The sequence below is a fragment of the Candidatus Hinthialibacter antarcticus genome (genome assembly GCA_030765645.1).
Lineage (GTDB): Bacteria > Hinthialibacterota > Hinthialibacteria > Hinthialibacterales > Hinthialibacteraceae > Hinthialibacter > Hinthialibacter antarcticus.
In genome coordinates, this window is sequence record JAVCCE010000057.1 from 162,184 (window position 1) to 185,300 (window position 23,117).

18 protein-coding genes are annotated in these 23,117 nt (G+C 55.1%); 11 read left to right on the forward strand and 7 right to left on the reverse strand.

Going from position 1 to position 23,117, the window contains the following annotated elements:
- Positions 1-4: 4 nt before the first annotated feature.
- From P9L94_13605 to P9L94_13620, 4 genes are all read left to right on the forward strand, one after another.
- On the forward strand, positions 5-1,141 hold the full coding sequence (locus P9L94_13605; protein MDP8245114.1) for a glycosyltransferase: 1,137 nt from the start codon (positions 5-7) through the stop codon (positions 1,139-1,141).
- Positions 1,138-1,863 (forward strand): class I SAM-dependent methyltransferase, encoded by a 726-nt coding sequence (locus P9L94_13610; GenBank protein MDP8245115.1) that lies wholly within the window; start codon positions 1,138-1,140, stop codon positions 1,861-1,863. Before P9L94_13605 ends, P9L94_13610 begins: the two co-directional genes overlap by 4 nt.
- Entirely contained in the window at positions 1,856-3,457 is a 1,602-nt protein-coding gene (locus P9L94_13615) for a glycosyltransferase family 39 protein (GenBank protein ID MDP8245116.1), read from the forward strand. The genes P9L94_13610 and P9L94_13615 overlap by 8 nt, the downstream gene beginning before the upstream one ends.
- Before the next feature lie 186 nt (positions 3,458-3,643).
- Positions 3,644-4,732, forward strand: a complete 1,089-nt coding sequence (locus tag P9L94_13620; protein ID MDP8245117.1) for a CNNM domain-containing protein — start codon at positions 3,644-3,646, stop codon at positions 4,730-4,732.
- Positions 4,733-5,105: 373 nt separating this feature from the next.
- Here P9L94_13620 and P9L94_13625 read toward each other — a convergent pair whose 3' ends face one another.
- The 3 genes from P9L94_13625 to larC are packed head-to-tail and all read right to left on the reverse strand — an operon-like array spanning position 5,106 to position 7,809.
- The gene (locus P9L94_13625; protein ID MDP8245118.1) at positions 5,106-5,564 is read right to left on the reverse strand and encodes a hypothetical protein; all 459 of its coding nucleotides are present in this window, start codon (positions 5,562-5,564) and stop codon (positions 5,106-5,108) included.
- A 4-nt stretch (positions 5,565-5,568) separates the two neighbouring features.
- A complete protein-coding gene (locus P9L94_13630; GenBank protein ID MDP8245119.1) occupies positions 5,569-6,621 on the reverse strand; it encodes a lysylphosphatidylglycerol synthase transmembrane domain-containing protein in 1,053 nt (350 codons plus the stop codon).
- Entirely contained in the window at positions 6,622-7,809 is a 1,188-nt protein-coding gene (gene larC / locus P9L94_13635; protein MDP8245120.1) for a nickel pincer cofactor biosynthesis protein LarC, read from the reverse strand.
- A gap of 220 nt (positions 7,810-8,029) precedes the next feature.
- On the opposite strand from larC, the gene P9L94_13640 reads away from it, so the two are divergent.
- The 3 genes from P9L94_13640 to P9L94_13650 are packed head-to-tail and all read left to right on the forward strand — an operon-like array spanning position 8,030 to position 11,624.
- Positions 8,030-9,199, forward strand: a complete 1,170-nt coding sequence (locus tag P9L94_13640) for an iron-containing alcohol dehydrogenase (protein MDP8245121.1) — start codon at positions 8,030-8,032, stop codon at positions 9,197-9,199.
- Positions 9,200-9,207: 8 nt separating this feature from the next.
- On the forward strand, positions 9,208-10,446 hold the full coding sequence (locus P9L94_13645) for an O-antigen ligase family protein (GenBank protein ID MDP8245122.1): 1,239 nt from the start codon (positions 9,208-9,210) through the stop codon (positions 10,444-10,446).
- On the forward strand, positions 10,446-11,624 hold the full coding sequence (locus P9L94_13650; protein ID MDP8245123.1) for a glycosyltransferase family 4 protein: 1,179 nt from the start codon (positions 10,446-10,448) through the stop codon (positions 11,622-11,624). The genes P9L94_13645 and P9L94_13650 overlap by 1 nt, the downstream gene beginning before the upstream one ends.
- A 183-nt stretch (positions 11,625-11,807) precedes the next feature.
- Here P9L94_13650 and P9L94_13655 read toward each other — a convergent pair whose 3' ends face one another.
- The 4 genes from P9L94_13655 to P9L94_13670 all read right to left on the reverse strand — a co-directional run bounded on the left by P9L94_13655 (position 11,808) and on the right by P9L94_13670 (position 17,267).
- Positions 11,808-12,878 carry a bifunctional phosphoglucose/phosphomannose isomerase gene (locus P9L94_13655; protein MDP8245124.1) on the reverse strand — a complete coding sequence of 357 codons (1,071 nt, stop codon included), beginning with the start codon at positions 12,876-12,878 and terminating at the stop codon, positions 11,808-11,810.
- Positions 12,879-13,131: 253 nt separating this feature from the next.
- Positions 13,132-13,815 (reverse strand): DUF5610 domain-containing protein, encoded by a 684-nt coding sequence (locus tag P9L94_13660; GenBank protein MDP8245125.1) that lies wholly within the window; start codon positions 13,813-13,815, stop codon positions 13,132-13,134.
- Between the two features lie 100 nt (positions 13,816-13,915).
- Positions 13,916-15,619 carry a GTPase domain-containing protein gene (locus tag P9L94_13665; GenBank protein ID MDP8245126.1) on the reverse strand — a complete coding sequence of 568 codons (1,704 nt, stop codon included), beginning with the start codon at positions 15,617-15,619 and terminating at the stop codon, positions 13,916-13,918.
- The gene (locus P9L94_13670) at positions 15,609-17,267 is read right to left on the reverse strand and encodes a hypothetical protein (GenBank protein ID MDP8245127.1); all 1,659 of its coding nucleotides are present in this window, start codon (positions 17,265-17,267) and stop codon (positions 15,609-15,611) included. The genes P9L94_13665 and P9L94_13670 overlap by 11 nt, the downstream gene beginning before the upstream one ends.
- Before the next feature lie 572 nt (positions 17,268-17,839).
- Between P9L94_13670 and ilvE the strand changes: the two genes are divergently transcribed.
- The 4 genes from ilvE (at position 17,840) to P9L94_13690 (ending at position 23,101) form a co-directional block, all read left to right on the forward strand.
- A complete protein-coding gene (gene ilvE, locus P9L94_13675; GenBank protein MDP8245128.1) occupies positions 17,840-18,763 on the forward strand; it encodes a branched-chain-amino-acid transaminase in 924 nt (307 codons plus the stop codon).
- A 20-nt stretch (positions 18,764-18,783) separates the two neighbouring features.
- Positions 18,784-19,308 (forward strand): UvrB/UvrC motif-containing protein, encoded by a 525-nt coding sequence (locus P9L94_13680; protein ID MDP8245129.1) that lies wholly within the window; start codon positions 18,784-18,786, stop codon positions 19,306-19,308.
- Between the two features lie 26 nt (positions 19,309-19,334).
- Positions 19,335-20,396: a protein arginine kinase gene (locus tag P9L94_13685; protein MDP8245130.1), complete on the forward strand. Its 1,062-nt coding sequence runs from the start codon at positions 19,335-19,337 to the stop codon at positions 20,394-20,396.
- A 209-nt stretch (positions 20,397-20,605) separates the two neighbouring features.
- On the forward strand, positions 20,606-23,101 hold the full coding sequence (locus P9L94_13690; GenBank protein ID MDP8245131.1) for an ATP-dependent Clp protease ATP-binding subunit: 2,496 nt from the start codon (positions 20,606-20,608) through the stop codon (positions 23,099-23,101).
- Positions 23,102-23,117 lie beyond the last annotated feature (16 nt).

Below are 23,117 nucleotides of genomic sequence, written 5' to 3' on the forward strand. Positions count from 1 at the left end.
CGTGATGCGCATTCTGGCGCTCAATTACGAATTCCCCCCTATCGGCGGCGGCGGCGGTTCCGCCCATCGCAACCTGATTCAAGAGTGGGCGGCGATGGACGATGTTGAACTGACGCTGATTGCTCCCTCGGTCGAGACGCAAACGGTCGATTTGAGCGAACGTGCGCGGCTATTGCTATATGCGTTCCCCAAGCGGGATATGCGCTATTGGCGGCGGGGCGAGGTCTTGCGTTTTCTCTGGCGCTTTCATCAATTGGTTCGCGCTCACCTGCGCGAGCATTCCTATGATTTGATCCACGCTTTTTTTGGCTTTCCAACCGGGTTGCTGGCCTATCGGCTTTGCGGCGATACGCCCTACATCGTTTCGGTGCGTGGGTCGGACGTGCCGGGATATAACCAGCGCTTCGGGCTTGATTACATTGTGTTGAAACCGCTGCTGCAGCGCATTTATTCCAACGCGGCGGCGGTGGTCGCCAACAGCGACGGGTTGAAGCATTTGTATGAGAATGCGTTTCCGCATTTAAGCGCGAGCGTCATCCCCAATGGTATTGACATGGATGCTTTTCATCCCGTGGAGCGCGAGTGGGACGGGCCGTTGTCGCTCATTAGCGTTGGACGAATGATTCCACGCAAAGGGTTTGACGTGCTGCTGCGGGCGTGTGCGGTTCTTCATCAAGACAAAATTCCCTTTCAAAGCCATCTCGTCGGCGATGGGCCGGAAGAAGCAAATTTGAAAACGCTTGCGGATGAACTTGGCGTCAGCGACCGCGTAATATTTCATGGCGGATTAACGCGTGAACAGATCGCGGCGCTATTGCCGAGGTGTCATGCGTTTGTATTGCCGTCGTATGCGGAAGGTATGGCCAACGCCGCGTTAGAAGCGATGGCCTGCGGTTTGCCCCTGCTGTTGACCGATGTGGGCGGCAGCCGTGAACTCATCGACGGCAACGGCGCCATCGTTCCATGCGGCGAGGTCGGCGCCCTGGCGGAGCACTTGCGAAACTGGCTGAGCGCACCCAACCTGTTGGAGCAGATGGGCCGCCGTTCGCGCGAGCGGGCGCAGCATTTTTCATGGAACGCCGCCGCGCAAATGTATCGCGACCTCTATCTCCAAGTATTGGATTCACAGAAAGAAAAATGAGCCTGTACGACCAAGTCAAACAACGCGACCGCGAAATCGCTCGTGAACACGCCGGGCGCGACGCCTATTTTTCGTTGTCGCCCACGCGCGTTAGCCTGACGCGGGTGCTCCTGCCTGCGGCGCGGCAAGTGCTGCGCGGGCGCATACTTGATGCGGGCGCGGGCATGACGGCGTATGCGCCAGCCCTGAAAGAAAGCGTTGAAGACTACGTCGCGGTCGATATTCAATCGAACCCGCGCCTCGATGCGGTCGGTTCGGTGATGCAATTGCCGTTGCGCGATGAGGCGTTCGACGGCGTGTTTTGTTCGCAGGTGTTGGAGCACGTTGACGATCCCCAGGCGGCGCTGCATGAGTTCTTTCGCTGCATGAAGCCGGGCGGCGCGTTGGCGCTGAGCGTACCTCACTTGGCCTACCTTCACAACGAACCGCATGACTACTTTCGCTATACCAAACACGGATTGCGCGTGTTGTTAGAACGCGCGGGGTTCGTCGAAATTACAATCCAACCCGCAGGCGGATTGCTCTCATTTCTGGGGCATATCCCGTCAGTGATTGCCAAGTCCGTTGCGAAGCCTGTCCCTGGTTTGAATTGGACCGTGTACGCGTTCAATGCGTGGTATTCACGAGCGATATCTTATATTGACGCCTATTTGGAGCCGCGCAAATTGTTTGCGTTGAATTACGTCGCGGTTGCGCGTAAGCCAGGGGCGCCGCATGACTGACGCGCCGGATCAATCTCCTGCAAAAGACCGTACGGATTGGAAAATCGCCGCGCTGATTGCGGTGGTTGCGTGGGCATTGCTGTTGCCGCAGTTGGGTGCGCCGGGGGTGACCTGGGACGAAGCCGCGCCCAATATTCCCGCCGCGCAAAAACAGGGCGAATGGATCAACGGCCTGTTTTCGCTTGACGCGCCTTTTTCAAAAGAAACCATCGACGCCTATTGGACGACGACCTCCGACCATCCATCGCTGCCGCGTACTATCGCTGCGGTTTCGCGCCTGTTGCTGATGGGTTGGGTGGATGAACTGGTCGCGTTGCGGGCGCCGTCGGCGTTGATCGGCGGCTTGTTAGCGGCGTCGATCTTTTTGTTCTTGCGCCCCATGCTTTCCCGCGCGGGCGCATTGGCGGGGGCGCTTTCGCTGTTGTTTATGCCGCGCGTGTTTGGGCATCTGCACTTGTTCAGCCTGGACGTCCCCATCATGGCGTGGTGGTTTTGGGCGGGCGTGATCGGCTTCAACGTGATCGAGCGCCGTTGGCCGCCGTGGTTGTTCGGCGTTGCCTATGCGATTGCGTTCACGACGAAGTTGCATTCGGTCTTTTTGCCGTTCCCGTTGTTGCTGTGGGCGCTTGTGCATATTTTTTTGAACCGCCAAGACCGCCGCGAATCATTGGTGCGGCTGGTGCAAGCCATCGGCTGGGCGGCGGCGTTGACGCCGATTCTTTATGTAGGTTTGCAGCCTTGGCTGTGGCATGACACCCTGCCGCGCATCATCGAACGCTTTATTGATTATGCAGATAAATCGACTGCGCGGCCCATCGCGCTGTTTTATTTAGGAACCATCTATCACGGCGACTCGCCCTGGCATTATCCGCTGGTGATGTTGTTGCTGACGCTGCCCGCGACGATTTTGGTTTGCGCGTTTGTCGGTTTGTTCTCATGGACGCGTAGCGAAAAGCGCTTCGCCTGGAACGACCCGAGCGGCGTGAGGTTGTTTTTGCTGCTGCATTTTTTAACGCCGTTGTCGCTGGTGATCCTGCCGCTGGCGCAGGCATACGACGGTTGCCGATTGTTTTTGCCGTGCTTTCCCTTCGCGGCGTGTCTGGCGGGGTGGGGTGCGCAACGGCTGTTCGACTGGACCCGGCGCCTGCCCGCCGTTGTTGTGCAATGCGTGTTTTGGACGCTGCTGGCGGGACCGTTTGCGATGACGGCCTACCAGATTCACCCACACTATTTGGCCTATTACAATTCACTGGCGGGCGGCGTCAGCGGCGCCAATGAAATGGGCATGGAAAGCACCTACTGGTGCGACTCGCTGACCCGCGACATGCTCGAGGCGATCAATGCAACCGCGCCGCCGGGCGCAACGATGCGTCCGCTCTCGATGCCCTTCGAGGTGATTGATTATTATAAGCAGCGGGGCTGGCTGCGCGACGATATCGTTCACGTGGCCGACCCGCCCTATGATTTCCATCTGCTGCAATCGCGCCAGGGCATGTTTACCCAGGCGGAGGCGACGCTGTATTTTCGCCGCAAGCCTCTCGCCGCGATTGAGATCGACGGCGTCCGCCTCTTCGCGCTGTATGGGAAGATGTGATCGCACAATCCTGATTTCTTTCCTAAGGTGAGTTTCGCACCGCTGGCTGCCTGCGTTATTTTACAAGATAAAATCCCAATAAGTCGCCATAGAACAAACTGCAAACCAAAAATATAATGATGTACGGGAACAATCGCCGGGGTGCGGGTTCTTCTTCCCGTCGTTGAATTCTTAAAGGGGCCATTCATGTATTCACTGTTGTTTGTTTTTTTTGCCGTATCAATTATTTTTTCGTTCTTGTGTTCGCTGTGGGAAGCCGTGCTTTTGAGCATAACTCCCTCCTATATGCAGGTGAAACTGAATGAAGGCGGCGCCATCGGCCCCCGACTGCAGCAGTTCAAACAAAACATCGATAAACCCTTGGCGGCGATTTTAAGCCTCAACACCATTGCCCATACTGTCGGCGCCATCGGCGTCGGCCAGGAAGCGACAAAAATTTGGGCGGAAAGCAATCCACTAATCACGGGCGTCGCCGTGCCTGTTCTAATGACCGCAGCGATTCTGATTATTTCTGAGATTATTCCCAAGACAATGGGCGCCACCAACTGGCGCGCGCTGGCCCCGTTTACGGTGCACTCGCTGGCGGTGTTGTTGGTGGTGTTGGCGCCGCTGGTGTGGATGTGCCAGGTGTTTACGGCGCTGTTCTATTCAGGCAAAGGGCGCAGCGCGTTCACCCGCTCTGACTTTCTTGCGATGGCGCAACTCGGCTCGCAAGAGGGAGAACTCAATCCAGTCGAAACCCAGTTTATTCATAACATCATCAACCTGAAGCACTATCAAACCCGCCAGATAATGACCCCGCGCACGGTGGTCGTTGTTGCGTCGGAAGAGATGCCGTTTCGCGAATTTTATGATAAGCAAGACGAACTCATCTTTTCGCGCATTCCCCTGTATCGAGCGGACGACAAAGAGCATATCAGTGGATATATCTTGAAAGACGAGGTGCTGGAACATCTGGTCGAAGGCGAAGAAGGCAAGCCGCTGAAAACGCTCAAACGTGATATCGTATGCGTGATGGAGACCTACAACATATTTCAATTGTTCAACGATTTTGTTCAGAAGCGTGAACACATCGCCTTGGTCGTCGATGAATTCGGCAGTATGACCGGGGTCGTTTCTATGGAAGACGTCATTGAGACATTGTTGGGCCTTGAAATCGTTGATGAGACAGACAAAAACGTAAATATGCAGGCGCTGGCGCGGCGTGATTGGAAAAAGCGCTTTAAGAATTCTGAAGACATTCGCGCATCCCAATCCAAACCCACCGATTCATAAAGCAGGGCAAGCGGTCTGGAGTGCGCGTGTCCACACGCGCATAAAGCATCCATTGATCTTAGTAGGGGCGCAGTGCGCTGCGCCCGAAAGTCCGTTAATCCAAACGTAAATTAAGGACAGCAAGTTTGGGTACGTCTCTCTTCGCTTCGGTGCGGGCTTACCGCCCTTGTTGCACAGGCGCTCACAGAGCCGCCCCCGAACTTACTGTTGCCATCCGACCGGATGTGTGAGTGAAGAAATCGTTTGCGATTCGGCGCGAATACGTAGTCCCTTCTCCCTCTGGGAGAAGGGTAGGATGAGGGTTTTACTGATTACCAATTCTTGTCGATTGCGCCGAAAATCAATACTAATATTTTTGTGGCAACCGCTTTAACTAGCTCAGCGTCCCGCCGGGTTCTAAGGCTTTGTCGATGTAGTAATCAAAGCGGGCGGGGTTATAGCGGCATCCCAATAGTTCATGCGCGAAGGCGTAGGCGCGTTCTTCCAGGCTTTCCATTCCGCCGAACAACTTGTGCCGCCACGAACGCGGCGTCTCATACATTCCATTAATTTCCAAATGAAAATAGAGCCGAAAGGCAAGATGCAGGCAATACCAGGGGCCGTAATACCCCGCCTGTTGCTGGCTGATGAGGTTGAATTGTTCCTCGACGGTCGAGTAACGGTAAATGCGGATGCGCGGCGGCTCCATCTGGTAGGCGGAAAACATAACCGGACGGCGCGGGTATTGGTCTGAATCACTAAACTCGACTTCGATGCCGAGTTCTTTGATCCACTGCAACAGGCCTTCGGGATTGACCAGATCGCGGTCAAAAGGCAGGTAAGCGCTGCGCATGGGATTAGTCCGCCTGGGCGTCGAGTTCCGTCTGGGGGATTTGCTCGCCGGTGTGGGTCAGGTCATGGAACGAGACGTTCAGCGCCGCCATGCAGGGCAGGCCCATTGCGATGACGGGCGGCACTTGCGTAAACCACATGGTGATGGCGATCGCCCCGGCGGTTGATGGTTCAACGCCGAAAGAATGCGTCAACACCATCGCGGCGACGATCTGGTAGGGGCCGAGATAGCCCGGCGCCTGGGGAAACATCACCGCAAAACACAACGCCGACATAAATAGCAAGGCGCCGTTCATATCAACGTGGGTAATGCCGAACGCCCAGATCACCAATAATTCACTAAAGGCGATCACTAGCCATAACAACAAACTGATTGCGGTGCAATATAAAAACGAACGCGGGCGGCGAAAGGTCGAGGAGCCTTTTTCAAACGAGTGGACGATCTGAATGAGTTTGTCGACCAGGCCGTGCGGCAGAAACTTGCCGAAGAAGCGGATAATTCCAATCGTCCAGTGCGGCGCGTAACTCATGACGGCGACGGCGGTCGCCAAGATCACTAATACCCCGGCGCCGACCTGCCCTAAATCATTGACGGAGAATGCGGGGGCGCTTCCATCCGCAGCGGTGTTTTCGAGAGGGAACATCCAGAGCGAATACGCCAGCAGCGACAAGATCACCAATAAGTCAAAAACGCGCTCGACCACAATCGTTGCCAGCGCGGCGGCGAATTTGTGCGGCGTCATGCGGCTGACCAGAAAAGGGCGAATCAGTTCGCCCATGCGCGCGGGCAAAACGCCGTTGGCCATGAAGCCGACGCCGCCGATGAGAAACAATTTCCACGAAGAAACTTTCGGCTCGCCCAAAAATGAGCGCCAACGCCAGGCGCGGATATAGATGGTGGATAGCCCTAACAATACCGCTATCGCCAGCAGGCCGTAATTGGCTTTGAGTATGGCGCTCCACACTTCGCCCCAGTTGGGAACGCTGCGCGCGAACAAAAAGAGACAAACGCCTCCAATGATGATTGCGATGAGGAACTGCAGCCAGCGAGATTTCACTTAGTCGTCCTTGCTTGTTGATTTGGCGCCATAAACGCGGGCGGCTTCTTGATAGATCCGGCTCATGGGGATGTCGTGCTCATCGTGGATTTGTTTTGCGCTGTCATATTCAGGGCTGAAGCGCGGTTCCACCCCATGCCCCCAACATACCTTGCCTTTGACCGGCCCCCATTGCGTTTCAACCACGCAAGTTTTGCGCTCGAGCGTGCGGCGCTCACACTCGTGCATACGTACGCCGATGGAAGAACTTTCGCGCAGCAGAACGTGAGCGATTGCTTCTTTGTTTGGAATTGGAGCAATGACGGAAATCGTCACGCCGGGGCGGTTCTTTTTCATTTGGACAGGCGACAACGCGACGTCAAGCGCGCCTTGTTTGAATAGTGACTCGAACAACGGCTCGAAAAACTCGGGGTTCATGTCGTCGATATTGGCTTCGATCACAGCGACGCGGTCAGCGCCGCCGGGCGCGGTCTCGCCGATGAAGACGCGCAACAGCCCCGGCAAGTCTTTGGGGTCGCGGCTGCCGGCGCCATAGCCGATGGCGTCGATCTTCATGCCCGGCATGGGCGACGAACCGCCCGCCAGCGTTTTCAAAAGCGCTGCGCCAGTCGGCGTCACCATCTCGATGTTGCGTCCAGTTGAAAAGAGTTCAAACCCCTGCAATAAATCCGCCGACGCGGGTGGCGGCAGCGGGATGGTTCCGTGCCGCGTTCCCGTCAGAAGCCCTTCGCCGACATGTACCTTGGAGCAGGCGCAGGCTTCGACGCCGAGGATATGCAGCGCCAACAGGGCGCCGCTGATGTCGAGAATGGCGTCATACGAGCCGACTTCGTGGAAATGGATCTGGTCGTAGGGTTTATCGTGGATTTTACCTTCGGCTTTGGCCAATGCGGTGAAAGTGTCTTCAATGCGTTGGCGGACATTGCCGGGCCACGCTATTTTGTCAACAATAGTCAGAACGTCGCCGAGTGAGCGGTGGACGTGATGTTCTTCTTCGACGATGACGTGCGCTTTGGTTCCCGACAAGGCCCCGCGACGCACCGTCTCGCTCTGGAGATCGAACCCGGGCAGTTCTAATTGTGAAAGTAGGGCGCGTAGTTCATCAACCGGGCAGCCCGCATCAATGAAGGCGCCGATGCACATATCGCCGCTGACGCCGGCGAATACGTCGAAATAAAGAGTTTTCATAGTCGTTACTTTTTGCGTACGCCGCTTGTTAATCTGGATATGAAATTTTAACGACGATTCAGCAAACCTATTCTACGTCAATATGATACGATGTTGATACGCTGGAACGGTTGATCTTATCGGCCTGATTTCTCGCCGTCCAGTGCAAAGCAGAGTGTCGGCGCGGGTCGCTTTACCGTTATCCGGCTTGTGTTCACATGGGAATAAAAGTGAGAGGGAAATGAATAAGGACAATCTATTGAATTATCAATTTTTCACGCCAACCCGTTTGATTGTTGGTCAGGGACGTTTTGGTGAACTCGGAGATCTCGCTTCGGGGCTGGGCAAACGCGCGTTTGTAGTCGGTTCGGCCTCAGGCAAACAGCAGGGGCTGGTTGAACGCGCCGTCGAGTCGCTGAAAGCCAATTCGGTGCAAACAGAAGTTCATATTAAGCCCGCTGGCGAACCGTCGGTGGCAATGACCGACGCGGCGGCCAATATCGCCCGCAAGGCGAAATGCGACATGGTGGTCTCTATCGGCGGCGGATCAGTCATTGACCTGGGCAAAGCCGTCGCCGGGCTGGCAACCAACAGCGGCAGCGTGAAAGATTACCTCGAAGGCGTGGGCGACGGGCGAACTCCCGGCAATGATGCGCTGCCTCAAGTCGCCGTCCCGACGACGGCGGGGACAGGCGCGGAAGTGACCCGCAACGCGGTGATATCCAGCAAAGAAGAGCAATTTAAAAAAAGCTTTCGCAGCCCGACGCTATACCCCAAAATTGCGATTCTTGATGCAGAACTGACGGTCTCGTTGCCGCCGCAGGCGACCGCGTATAGCGGCATGGATGCGATTACTCAATTGGTTGAATCCATCCTCACCCGGCGTTCGAACCCGATCACTGACGCGCTGGCGTTGTTTGGCCTCGAAAAAGCCATTGGCGCGATTCGGCGTGTGGTGAAAGACGGCGGCGACCTCGCTGCGCGTGAAGACATGCTGCTCGCCAGTACGCTGAGCGGCGTTTGTCTGGCGAATGCAGGGCTGGGGATCGCGCATGGGTTTGCGTCTGGCATGGGCGCTGTCTATGACGCGCCGCATGGCAAAATCTGCGCGATTCTGCTGCCGCTGGCGATTCGGTTTAACCGCTGCGCTTGTTTCCCGAAGATGGTGGCGGTGGCTGAGCGCATTGTTCCCGAAAAGGGCCTGCCGCCGAACGAAATTGTTGACCGTGCATTGGCGGAAATTGAAGAAATGAACAAGGCGTTCGGTATCCCAACCAATTTTGCTGAATGGAAAATATCGGACGCTGACCTCCCGGTATTGGCGCGTAAGTCGATGGGCAACAGCATGGGCGGCAACCCCAGCCCGGTGACGGAATCAATCGCAGAAGTCTTGTTAAAATCAATGCGATGAAGATTGTCATGCGACGCATAGTTGAATGGGCGATGCTGGTCGTGCTCATGGTTCGCCCTGCACTCGACGTGTTTACGGGCGTCTCGTTGGGCGGCGTGTGGAAGGTGAACCCCGCTGCGCTGACGGGGTTAGTTATGCTCGCGCTGGGCGCAATGTGGTTTGCCGTCGCGTCGTTAGACTCGCGCCGCGCCGTCTTGCGAAGCAAACTGCTTCAAGGCTTTACGGTGTGGTGGTTGTTGCTGTTGGTACCGTGGGTGTTCTTGCCCTATGTGTCCGGCGGCCCCGGTGGAGCGGCGGGCGTTCGCGAGTGGTTGCGCCTCGCCAGTACGGTTCCCGTCATTGTGCTGGCAATTTCGCTCTCCGGTCAATCAAAAACAGCATGGGGAATTCGCGCGATCTTGTTTTCGTTTGCGCTGCCTGCGTTGTTCGGGGCCTATCAATTGGTCGCGCAGTCCGGCGCGTCCATTCAAGGCTTTCACCGTATCCACGGGACGTTTGTTCACCCCAACCCCTATTCGTTTTATCTGATCTGCGTCATTGCCGTCGCCTATTGGCAATGGCGATGCGCCGTCAAACCGTGGTTCTGGAGCGGCTTCATTTTCGCTGCTCTGGTTTTGCTGCTCGCGACGTTTAGTTTAACCGGCTTTGTGATGTTCGCCGTCTGGCTGGCCGTCGTCGCGTGGTTTGAGGGCCGCGCCGCGCGCCTGGGCGTGATCGCGCTGGGGTGCATTCTGGTTGCGGGCGTACTCGCGACCGACACCGGACGCGCCCGCCTGGCTGGATTGGCGCAATGGGACGATCTTGATGAAATTGAACGTACGCAACGCGAGACCGGCTCGCATACATGGCGTCTGCTCAACTGGCGCTATCTCTATCGCGAATGGAAACAGCAGCCAATTCTCGGCTATGGGCTTGCCAGCTCGCCCATGGTGAATCCGAACATTAACGTACTCGGCGGCGGGGTGGGGCATGATCCGCACAATGATTACGTTCGTTATTTAGTTGAAACCGGCGCCGTCGGTCTCGTGCTGTGGCTGGCGTTTCTGGTGTGGACGGGGCGGGTGTTATGGAACGCGCTGCGTCGCGCAAATGCGCCGCCGCAACGGCGCGGCGCCTTGATTGCCCTTGCGCTGTTCGCCGCCTGGGCGGTTGGCGGCCTGAACGACAATTTGATTACCGCAACGTCGTATCAATATATTCTTTGGGCTATCTTTGCCCTGTTTTCAGAACCACGCGAGGCTGAGTGATGGACATTGCTATCGTCCATCCGTTCGACCCCTGGGGCGAAAAGGCGGGCGGCGTCGAGACGCTGGTTCGGCTGATGCTGGCCCATGCGCCTCAAAACGCGAACGTCTCCGTTATCGGCGTCAGTGAAGATGTATCCGCGCGGCCTTGCGAGCGATGGCTGGCGCTGGATTGGAACGGGCGCCCGATTTCATTTTACGGCTTATTTCATGAAGGCGACGCCAACCGGCGAAAGCGCGTCCCGCTTTCGTTTCGCTTCGCCTGGGCGCTGCGAAGTGTTCGTTTTGAAATGAATGACGCGCTGTGTATCTATCATCGCCCCGAGCCGTTGGCGATGGGCCGTATTCAGGGACGACGCAATGTTCTCGCGTTTCATTCCGACCCCAACCAATGGGTGAGCGCCGCCTCGGAAGTCAAATGGAAACACGCGCCCTGGCTCTATCGACTGGTCGAAGCCCGCGCCGTCGCAAAAGCAGACGCGCTCTTGGGCGTGAACGCGGTTTGCGTCGAAACCTTGCAAGAGCGTTACCCAAGACGCGCAGGCGATATCCGCCGGGTTCCAACCACATACCGCGATGATATTTTTTCCCCCATCTTGTCACAACAACGCGAGGATTTGCGTTCACGTCTCGCGGGCGAATATCAACTCAACCCAAATGCGAAGTGGGTGTTGTTCGCCGGGCGCCTGGAAGCGCAAAAGGACCCATTGCTTGCATTGGAATCATTCGCGCGGGCGAAGCAGTCGGCTCAAGATGTTGCGTTGCAACTTATCATCATCGGTCAAGGAAGTTTGGTTGATGCTCTCAAACGAAAAGCGTTTGAGATGAAAATCAGCGATAGCGTTTTTTTATTGGGAACGCAGCGGCAACCCTGTGTCGCCGATTGGATGCGCGCTGCCGATGTGTTTCTGATGACCTCGGCTTTCGAGGGGTTTCCGATTGCGTTGTTAGAGGCGTACGCCTGCGGTTTGGCTGCTGTTGCGAGCGACGCGGGCGATGTGAGTGAAGTCTTGCAGCACGGCAAAAGCGGCGAGGTAGTTTATCAGCAAAACGCGGATGATTACGCTGCTGCGTTATTGCGCGTACTTGCAATGGAGCGTGAATCAACTGCTGCGCAATGCGTCGCTGCGGTTGGACCCTATAGGCCTGAATCTGTTATTCAACAGTGGCTTCAAATCTAATGAATGACGTTTCTGGTTTGGAGTTTTGCTTGTCTATGGCGCAGAAAACTGGGAGGGCGAACCTCCTGGTGAGCCAAAAGAGTATGATAGGTTTTCTCCTTCACGCGGCTCGGCGGGAGCCTCGCCCTCCCGACGAACTGTGTCATCAGTTCTGTCTACAGAGGTGTTCGCTGTGAAAGACGCTTAATCCACTTTCGCCAATTCGGCTTTGAGAAAATCAATCGCAGGAATCGGCGTCGGGTCTTCTTTATAGAAATAGGCGAGATAGCAGCTGGCGAAGTCGCCGACGCTAATCGTGTAAAACATTCGCGCCAGTAATGAGTCGCCCTTCGATTGCACCACCGAAACGCCGTGCGCCGATGGCTCAATGATCTTCTTCATCACGTCAAAGCGCCGCAGGGTTTGCGGGTGATAGCCCTGGTCGAGCAAGTACACCACATGCAATTTTTTGAGGATGCTGGGTTTGGGATTTTTCCATCCCAGAATTTCGTTGTGGTTCATCTCCGGTACAACCATGTTGTGCGCGAAGGTCTTGGCGTTCTCGTTGATCTGCGCCCGCCAGCGAGCGGCAATCGGCTCGAACGCGTTTTGCCCGGCGTAAATCACAGGAATCGAACCATAAAGCGCTTTCGATAATTGCTTAGCGAAATTATTTTCAAACGGAGAGTTATAGCGAAACTGCTGCGATGATTCTTTCAGGATCGCCAGCGTAGACTCAATCGCCTGCGACTGGTTTTCAACGAGGCCCAAGCGCTCAAACGCAACCAGCAGCGGCATGAACGAATACCCCAGCGCTGCGCGGGGCGACATGCCGCCTTTGGTGATGATGCAAGGATGGCCGTCTTGCTGACAGCGCTGCGCCAGTTGGCCGCCAGTGCTGATGCCGAGAATTTTGGCGCCGCAGGCTTTGGCTTGTTCATAGGCTGAGAGGGTTTCTTCAGTATTGCCGGAGTACGAACTCGCAACCAGCAGCGTGTTTTCGTTGGCGTAGCGCGGCAGTTGATAACTGCGTACAACCTCGATAGGCGCCAGCGCAATTGATGACGCATACGACCGCATCAGGTCGCCGCCGATGGCGGAACCGCCCATGCCGCAGACCACCACGTTTTGGATGCCCTGCATGTTCGGCATGTCGAACGCGCGCGCGATCGAGACGCCTTCAGCGCATTGTTCGTGAAAATTCTCGATCCATTGGATCATGCCAGTCGGGTCAAATTTTTGCGGCGTTGCGGGATCGTCGAGAATCCGGTCCATGATGGTCTCCTCAGCCAATTTGTCAGGTAATACAAGGGTAGTTTCGTTCATAAAAAACCCGAAGACGCAACAACGGATCGCCTAGGGCGTTTGACAAAATTATATGCGGTAAGCGCGCCCGTGGCCTGCCTAACCTACGGCTAGCAGGCTGCCGCAGGCAGGGGCTGCACAGTATCTGGCAACCACTATAAAACGACGAACGCCCGCAAGCGGGCGGCTCGCGGGCGTTTGACAGGGTTCCTACAACTGGTTTTTATGCCAGTGGATCAACAACGTCTTCCGTTTCTTCTACTGCGTCTTCTGTGTCTTCCGTCGGTTGGACGGGTTCAGGCTCTAAACCAAGTTTATTGAAATTTTCAAGCCGGAACTCTTCAATTTTTCCCGTCACCAAGCTGAAGGTGCGGTTTATATTTTGCGCGACTTCTTCTTCACCGCTCAAGTCGCCCAAAATGCCTTGCGCTTGTCCGAAGCCTTCTTTGATGGCGGCGGAAATCAAGTTGGTGAAGCCTTCCAGTTGTGCTTCGGCGTCTTCATCCGAATGGTTGGCGGCGTAGTTGCCAAAGAAACTGGTCGCAAAGCCTACGATACGCTCCGCCGTGTTTTCCGGGCTGAAAAAGTCGAGCAGAGCTGAGGCGGATGCGTCTTCAGGCGGCAAAAATTCAATGCCCAAAGCCTGAGTCTCTTCGCCGCCAATGCCGAAGTATTCTTCCAGTTGATTTCGCACCTGGCTTTGTACTTCGTCGACGGATTGTTGCAACAAACTCAGATCCCCCTGCAGGTTAAAGGAGATCGAGACCTGATCGGTTTCCCGTTGCCCTTTGTTGGCGACGGTTTCACCCGCTTCTACCTTTGAAGGCTTTTTAATCAGATCTTCCGTGCGATAGGACGCCGGGCGATGTATAGATTGATTGGAAACTGGGTCTATCAGGAGGATCACCCCCTCCCGCTTTCTACTTTTTGTGGGTCTTGCCCACTATCCATTATCGGCGACCCATCTGAAATCTTAAGCGAAATGCCAAATTTCCCCTAGAACTTTTTTACGACAAACGATTGGCTTCGCCGTCAATATCTCGCTCAATCTCTTCGATTTGCGCTGAAATATCCACCCATTGCGCACGGCGTTTCTGTAAGGGAGATTCAAAGAATTCAATCAGCGACGGCAGCCAATCTTCATACCAGACGTCACGTAGGGTCTCGTCTCCGGTCATCAAAATCTTACGGGTCCCGCGCGCATAGAGCGCCATCAGCCATAAGAAATAGAACAAAATCAGGAAGATGAGGCTTTCCAACAGCGCCCCCGCACCGAACAGCGAGATGAGTAACGCGCCAAACTCAAACACGCCGCTAAACGACAACCAAGCGGTTTCGTCTTGGAACAGATGCAATAAGACTGGTTGCATGAACGGGAACCAGACCAGCGGCAAGAAGATCAGCGTTTTCATCAGGGCGCCCGGCGCTTGAAAGTCGCTGGAGAGGCGTTCGACCACGCGGTCTTCGTAAAGCCGCAGTAGCGCGTTAAACCGGCGTTCTAAAAAATGCGAGAGGTCAGTCGGCAGCGGCTGCGCGTCGAGCGTCTTGGGATAGCGGGTTTGCAGGCCCGATTGAATGGATTGCAGTTTAACGGCTGCTGACTCGCCGTCATGGCGCAAGAGGTCAAGCGGTGATTCCGCCCAGTCGGACGACTTGGGGGTGAAGGTAAAGCGCCCGCCAATGAACGAAACCAGCCCCGACAGCGGATAAAACAGCGTCCGTAAGATGGGCCAATGGTCGATGCGTTGATAAAACACCCCGGCGCTGATGCGGCGGTTGACTGGTTCCAGCGAAAGCACGCGCTGGCGCACGGCGTTGAAATACGCCTCGGAAAAATGTTCGCTGGTTTGAATTTGAATGTACTCCAACGCCTGGTCGATGGTTTCGATGCGGTCGTCGATGGCGAATTGCCGCTGGATGCGCTGGATATTTTTCTCGAATTCCGACTTCAGGTTCTGCGCCTTGGCCCGCGCGATTTCTTCGGCGGAATGCACTCGCACCAGCCGCTGGTAGAGGTCGTTGAATTCAAAGCGGTCGGGATAGAGCGCCGAGGTCAGCCAGATGCGCCCTTTGCCGATGGGCGGCAGCCCGGCGCGTTCGCAGCCGTATTGAATGACGGAGAGCACTTCCTCTCGAATGGCGTCCAGCCCGGCTTTGCCGTCGAGTTGGTCGACTTTGTTGAGCACCATGTAGAGGTTCTCATGGCTTTGCGCGACGGTTTCGAGACGGTCGAGAAACTCATGGTCGGCGTACTTGCGCGGGCTGGTGATCCAGACGATGCCCTGTAGAAACGGCCCCAGCCTGCGCACTTCTTCGAGGTGGTCGTCGAAGCGGCTGTCGAAATCCGGGAAGTCGATCAACACCACGTTGCGCAATTCATCGCGCTGGTGCGAGGCGAATTCGATGCTGCCGCTCAAATCCGCATTGACGCGCTTGCGCAGATGTTCGAGGTCGTTTTGGTGGCAATAGGCGACGCAGGTCTTGGTGCCTTCGTCGATCAGGTCGGAGTCGATGGAGATGCGCGCCCCGGCGAGCAAGTTAATCATCGAGGTCTTGCCGACATCTTTGCCGCCTAACACGCCGTACAAAAACAGCATGTCGGCGCTCGACTCGCCGGTCTGATACGACAAGTTCACTTCTTCGCGTCCCGTCATTTCAGACAGGCGCGTATTGATGGCTGCCAGTTGGGCGCGAAGGGAATCAATCTTCATGTTTGTTTGCAACCGCCTTTAGGGCTTTGAAGACTGTGCTGGATTCATCCAGCGTAAATTGCTCCTGCACATCGCGTACCTGCCGCTGTGCTCGGCGCAATTCATCGCGAACCAATGTTTGCACTGATTGTTGGAAATTGCGTTTGATGGATTCAAATTTTCCAACCGGGAGATATTTCAACACGCTGGGCGTGATGAGAAAACTGCCGAATCCTGGAATGGTTGCGATATCCGCCAGCATGACGACTAAGATGACTCCGGCGGAAAGCGGGTCGTTTTTTAACGCATTTTTGAGTGAGTCTGTTTGCAAGGTCTCGCGGCATTGCGTTTCTAAATTAGATAACAACTCAGCCAATCGCTCTTTGCGTTTTTCTTTATTAAAGGCGTCCGTCGGTTTGAATTCCTGGGTGAGCGAGCCGAATTCGTCTTCGGCGAGAAGCGCGTTCCAGGCGTTTTGCATGGCTTCCGCGTGTTGATCGAGCCGGGCGTCGACGGCGTCGCACAGTTTGTCGAGATCGAATTGCAGCATGGATTCCAACGCGCTCTCGCGGTTGCCGCCGAACGCCAATTGAAAACTTCGGCTGAGCGAACCGGTTTTGGCTGTTCGTCTTACGAATTGAATGATATTGCTGAGCGCGAAACGCTTGAGGCCGAGGTGCTCCAACGTCGAGATGACCTCATCGTTCATAATACGCTTCAATGGGATCGGCTTTTGCGCGCGGATGGCGGTTTGTACGCTTTCGTCCATCTCGCGCTCGAGATGGTTGAGCCGCTGGAGTCGGGCGTGATTGCTTTTGAGGATGCTCGCCGCGTGTTTCGACGCCGCCCGCGCTCGTGGAGCGCAATCATTGTCCGGTTTTAGCCGAAACAGGCTTTCGCGCAATTCGCCAAAATCGCCTTGGTCAACAAAACGCTTGCCTTCTTTGATCTCGCTTAAAACGAATAGCCGTTCGGCCCCGAACAACGCCTGTACCTTGGCGATGTCTGGATGTTCGCGCTCCAGGCGGTCGCGCCCCCGGTTGTTGAGTACGCATAAGCGCTGCTGTTGCAGCGACGCAGCCAGTTCGGCGGGCTGGACGTAATCGCGATGAAAGAGGGTCTCTTCATCAATCAAAAAGATGACGGCGTCCAGCCATACCATCAACTCGATGGCGATGAGGTTCTCATCGCGGGCCAGCGTCGTATTAATATCGGGAAGGTCTAGCGCAGCCAGACGGCGCCAACGGTCATTGTCGGTTGAGGCCAGCGCGAGGCGAGCGATTGAACCTGTTGCGTGCGGCTCGCCGCTGGAGTTTAACGGTTCGCGTTCTAATTTTGGGAAAAGAAGTGCGCCTTGTTGGCTTTCGAGCGATTGCAGCCGACTGAGAAACTCGTTGTGCATTAAAGCAATCGGGCCGCAGGTGTTGTGGGCTTTCCAACTGGTTTCGCTGATTTCGGCCTCGGCGAAACTATTGAAGAGCGTCGATTTGCCTGTGCCGGTGCAGCCGATCAGCCCGACCAGGGCGGGGCGGTCAGCGCCCAACTGTGCGCGAAACGCCGTTGCCGCCGCCAGATTCAGCAGAACGTGGGCAGCAGTCTCGTCGAAAGAACGCTCCAGCAAGTGGTCAGCGTATTGTGCGATGGTCGCCAGCGCTTCGGCGGGTTTCATTTTGTAATTCGCCTGTCCCATTTTATCTTATGATAAACCGAGGGGAGGGCGAGGCTCCCGCCGAGCCGCGAGAATGAGAGATGTTATCGTTATTACGCGGCCCACCAGGAAGTTTGCTCTCCCCAAAATCTGTTATACCAAATCCCCCCGGCGCTTGCAGCGCCACCCCCCTTATTAAGAGGGGCTAGAGAGGATACTGAAGGCCCGCACCGAAGCGAACCGAGATGCGCCCAAACCTTCGCTACACAACACTAGCAGCATTCTATCGTAGAACGAATACGGTGCGCTGAAAGTTAAACTTTCACAAATCAGATGATTATTGAGTCTCATTCCAAACCAAACCATGTGAGGCGCCGAATCCCGGCGGCGTACAAGAGTCTTGCCTTGGAGAAAAGTAGGGGAACATGTAAACTTTGATATTAAAGTAATTCGCCCGTTTGAGGCGCGCATTTCCGCTGTCGGCAGTGCTGGAGCCAATGCGTCAAAGCGTTGGTGGGTTATTTGTAACTGTCGAACCAGACTGGACTTGAATACGAGACGTAGCCTTTGCGCATGGGAGGCGAGGCCCGAGTATGACGATACCAGCAATATCAATCAATGGTGAAGACCGCAGCAAAGAAACCGCTACGGTCTCTGTGTTCGATCATGGATTTTTGTACGGCGACGGCGTGTTTGAGGGAATTCGCATTTCCAAAGGCGTCATTTTTCGCGGCGAACGCCACATGAAGCGCCTGTTTCGTTCCGCCAAGGTGATTGACCTTGATCCCCGTTGGGCGCCGGAACAATTTCTGAACGAAATATCCCGATTGGCGCGCCATTGGAGCGAGACCAATCAGATTGATATTACCCAAACCGAAGACCCGCTCTATGTTCGCCTCATTATTAGCCGGGGCGACGGCGATTTGGGCATGGACCCGCGAAAATGCCCGACCTCGAAAATCATCGTTATCGTTGATCAAATAAAACTCTATCCCAAAGAGTATTATGAAGACGGCTTGATGTTGATTACTTCGGCGTTTCGGCGCAATACGGCGGATTCGACCCCGCCGCAAGTCAAATCGCTCAACTATTTAAATAACATCATGGCGAAGCTCGAGGCCAACCGCGCTGGCGCCGCCGAAGCCATCTTCTTGAACCACCAAAGCAATGTGGTCGAAGCGACAGCCGACAATCTGTTCATTATTCGTGAAGGGGTTGTCTATACGCCGCCGATCAGCGACGGCGCCCTGCCGGGCATCAATCGCGAGGTTGTGATTGAATTGGCGCCGAAAATTGGCCTTGAATGCAAAGAAACTCATATCACGTTGTATGATCTATATAGTGCGGATGAATGCCTGCTGACCGGCACCGCCGCGCGAGTGGTCCCTGTGACGACAATCGACGGGCGTTCGATCGGCGACGGATTGCCCGGCCCGGTCACCAAACGCATCATGGAAGCGTGCACCGAATTGTGTTGTACCGACGGCGTGAATGTGTTTTCTGAAGCGGCGGTATGATTGAAGGGTTTTGATGACTGATGATTTGTGAAATCTGTAAAAAAAAGCAGGCCAAACTGCATATTACCCAGGTCAAAGAAAACCAAAAACTGACCATACATATTTGCCATGATTGCGCGCAGGAAAACGGCGTCTCCGGCCCCTCGATTAACACCTCATTTTCTATCGAGTCGCACATGACCGGAGCGCCGCAACTGCATGAAGCCAGCGCTGAGCCGTCCCGCGACGAAAATTTGCACAAAACCTGCTCGCAATGCGGACTCTCATACAGCGCATTTAAAGAAAGCGGGCGCTTGGGCTGCTCCATGTGTTATGAGGTGTTTGCTGAACAACTCAAACCATTGCTGCAGAAAGTCCAAAAAGATTTTACCCATAAAGGCAAGGCGCCGCGCTCAGGCAATGAAGCCCTGACCTTGAAACGGACCATCTCCGACTTGCGTTTGCAATTGAAAGACGCGGTCAGGCAGGAACAGTTTGAACTCGCCGCCCAATTGCGCGATCAGATTCGCGGGATGGAAGGCGAGTTGTCGAATGCGCCGGAGTAATCCGCCGCCAAGGAGCCGTACCCTATATGACCGAACTTCCGAAGCGATATATAAATGAATGCGGGTGGTTGAAATCCGGCGACCCGGAAAACGACCTTGTCGTCAGTAGCCGCATTCGACTGGCGCGAAACATTGAAGGCCTGCCATTTTCGCAATGGGCGTCGTCTTCCGATCTGCGCCGTATTACCGAGCAATCGCTCAGCGCCATCCGCGCCAGCGAGGGCTTGGCGAATGCGGACGTTTTCCACATGGAAGAACTCGACGCCGTCGACCGCAGTTTTATGGCGGAACGCTATTTGATTAGCCGTGAATTCGCCAAAAGCGGCATCGAGCGCTTCGTGGCGGTGCATCCGCAAGAAACCGCCAGCGTGATGATTAATGAAGAAGACCATCTGCGCGTACAAGTGTTAATGGCCGGGTCAAATTTGCGCCGCGCGTGGGATTTCATCAGCCGTGTAGATTGTGAACTCGAACAGAATATCGAATTTTCGTTCTCGAATACATTTGGCTATTTGACCGCGTGCCCGACCAACCTCGGTACCGGCATTCGCTGTTCGGTGATGGTCCATTTGCCCGCGTTGGTGTTTTCGCGCAAAATCGAAAAAGTCTTGAACGCCGTGACCCAGATTGGGTTGACAGTGCGCGGTCTCGCAGGCGAAGGCAGCGAAATCAGCGGCAACTTGTTTCAAATTTCCAACCAATGGACGCTGGGGATTTCCGAAGAGGAAACGATTGAGAAGATCGAAAAAATCCTTCAGCAAATTCTTCAACAAGAGCGCTCCGAAGAAGCCGCGATGATCGACCGGGGACGCAATGAACTCGAAGACAAAGTGTGGCGCGCGTACGCCGCCTTGCGGTATGCGCGGGTGATGAACTCAAGCGAAGCGGTCGATCTGCTCTCGACGTTGCGGCTGGGGCGTTCGCTGGGCGTGTTGGATGCGCCGTCCATTGGAAGCATCAATGAAATGTTGATTTTAATGCGGCCCGCGCACCTGCAAAAACGCGCCGACCGCGTCTTGAAAACCAATGAGCGAGACGAATATCGCGCTGAGTACGTCCGTGATTGGATCGACGGAAACGTCCATTAGTTGAGAGAAATTTTACGCGGCCCTTTCGCGCCCCGCCCGTTTACAACGAATGGGGATACACTATACCGGAAATATCGACCTCGTTGGGTTTTGCGCGATGGATGCGCATTCGGCCCCTGATTAGGCGATTTATCATTCTTCCGAACACTGATTGAATAGTAAGTGAAAATGTAGGAACTGGTTCCGGCCGGACAGAGGAGAAGCCGATTATGATGTTTGACCGACTGACAGAGCGCGCCCGACTGGTGATGAAGCGCGCCAAAGAAGAAGCCGCCCGCATCGGCAGCAGCCACGCGTCGACCGAACATATTTTGCTTGGGTTGATTGCTGAAGGCGAAGGCGTCGCTGCCACCGCCATGCGCAATATGGGCCTCAATTTAGAATCGCTCCGTATGGAAATTTTGAAAAATATCAGCCGCGATGCAGGCGGCGGCGTGGCCGACAGCACCATCTCGCTTTCGCCCAGCGCCAAACGCGCCATCGAATTCGCCTACCAGGAAGCGCAGGCGTTCGGCGTGAACTTTATTGGCACCGAACACCTGTTGTTGGGTGTCATTCGCGAAAACGAAGGCCTTGCTGCCCGCGTTCTCGCCACCCACGGCATCGACCTCATCAAGGCGCGCAGCGAAATCCTGCGCCTGATGGGCGGCGGCCCGCAGCAAGAGACCGTCGCGGCTGGCAAAGGCGGCGGTGGCGGAGGCGGAAAAAGCAAGACGCCTGCGTTGGATGCGTTTGGGACGGACCTGACTGAACTGGCGCGTTTGGACAAACTCGACCCGGTCATCGGCCGTCAGGATGAAATCGAACGCGTCATTCAAATTCTTTGCCGACGCACCAAGAACAACCCTGTCCTCATCGGTGAAGCAGGCGTGGGTAAAACCGCCATCGCCGAAGGATTGGCCCAACAAATCGAAGGACGCACTGTGCCTGATTTGTTGCTAAACCGTCGTCTCATTACGCTTGATCTCGCAGGGCTTGTCGCTGGTACCAAATATCGCGGTCAGTTTGAAGAACGCCTCAAGGCAGTGCTCGAAGAAATTCGCCGTTCCAGCAACGTCATACTCTTCATTGATGAATTACACACGTTGGTTGGCGCCGGGGCCGCTGAAGGCTCCATGGACGCTTCCAATATGTTAAAGCCTGCTTTGGCGCGCGGCGAATTGCAGTGCATTGGCGCCACCACGCTGGAGGAATACCGCAAGTACATCGAAAAAGACAGCGCGTTGGAACGTCGCTTCCAAACCGTAATGGTGGACCCGCCCAATGTCGAACAAACCATTCGCATCCTCGAAGGTCTGCGCGATAAATACGAAGCCCATCATCGGGTTCGCTACACCGACGGCGCCATTGTCGCCGCCGCTGAAATGGCTGACCGCTATGTCGCCGACCGTTTTCTGCCCGACAAGGCGATTGACCTGATTGACGAAGCCGGGTCGCGGGCGCGATTGCAGGCAACCACGCGCCCCAAAGAACTGCGCGACATTGACGATGAAATTGAACAAATTATGAAAGAGATCGAGGCGGCGACGGTCGCCGAAGAGTTTGAGAAATGCCTCGAACTCAAGCGCAAACGCGAAGAGTTTCGCGACCGTCAGTCTGAACTCACCCGCCAGTGGGAAGAAGCCCGCTCGAAATCCGGTCAGGAAGCGATGGTCGGCGACGACGAAATTGCTTATGTCTTGTCGAAATGGACTGGCATTCCCATGATGCGGCTGGAAGAAAAAGAATCCGCGCGCATTTTGCGAATTGAAGAAGAACTTCACCTCAAAGTTGTTGGGCAAGACGAGGCGATCAAAACCATCGCCAAAGCCATTCGCCGCTCACGCGCGGGCTTGTCTAACGAAAAGCGCCCCATTGGTTCGTTTTTGTTCTTAGGGCCGACGGGTACAGGCAAAACCCACCTGGCAAAGTCGCTGGCGGAATTCATGTTCGGCACCGAAGACGCGCTGATTACCGTCGATATGTCGGAATATATGGAAAAATTTGCGGTTTCGCGTCTAGTAGGGGCGCCTCCGGGTTACATTGGACACGATGAAGGCGGGCAGTTGACCGAAAAGGTGCGCCGCAAGCCGTATTCGGTGATTTGTTTGGATGAAATTGAAAAAGCGCACCCGGATGTGTACAACATTCTGCTTCAAGTGCTTGAAGACGGGCGCTTGACCGACTCAACCGGGCATAAAGTTGATTTTCGCCATACCATCTTGATTATGACCTCAAATATCGGTTCTCAGGAAATCACCAACCGTATGACGTTGGGCTTTTCACAAAGCGAGTCCGACACCAATTACGCCGCCATGAAGGGCAAGGTCATGGGCGAGTTGAAAAAGACATTTCGGCCTGAATTTATCAACCGCGTTGATGAAGTGGTGGTGTTCCACGAATTAGAGCGCGATCATGTGATGCATATTTGCGACGTGATGATGAATGACGTCCAAGAGCGCCTCAAACAACTAGGGTTAAAGTTAGTGTTGACCGACGCCGCCAAGTCGTTCCTGGTTGACAAGGGCTTTGATAAATCGTATGGTGCACGACCGCTGAAACGCACAATTCAACGGTTCATTGAGGACCCGCTTTCTGAAGAGGTCCTGCGAGGCAAGTTCAAAAATAACGAGGAAATCTTGGTCGATTATAAAGATGGAGAAGAGGAACTCGAGTTTCGGGAAGCATCGCCCAAGGAGGAGCGCTCTGAACCAGCAGCGTTGTAGACGGCTTCTATTTGTA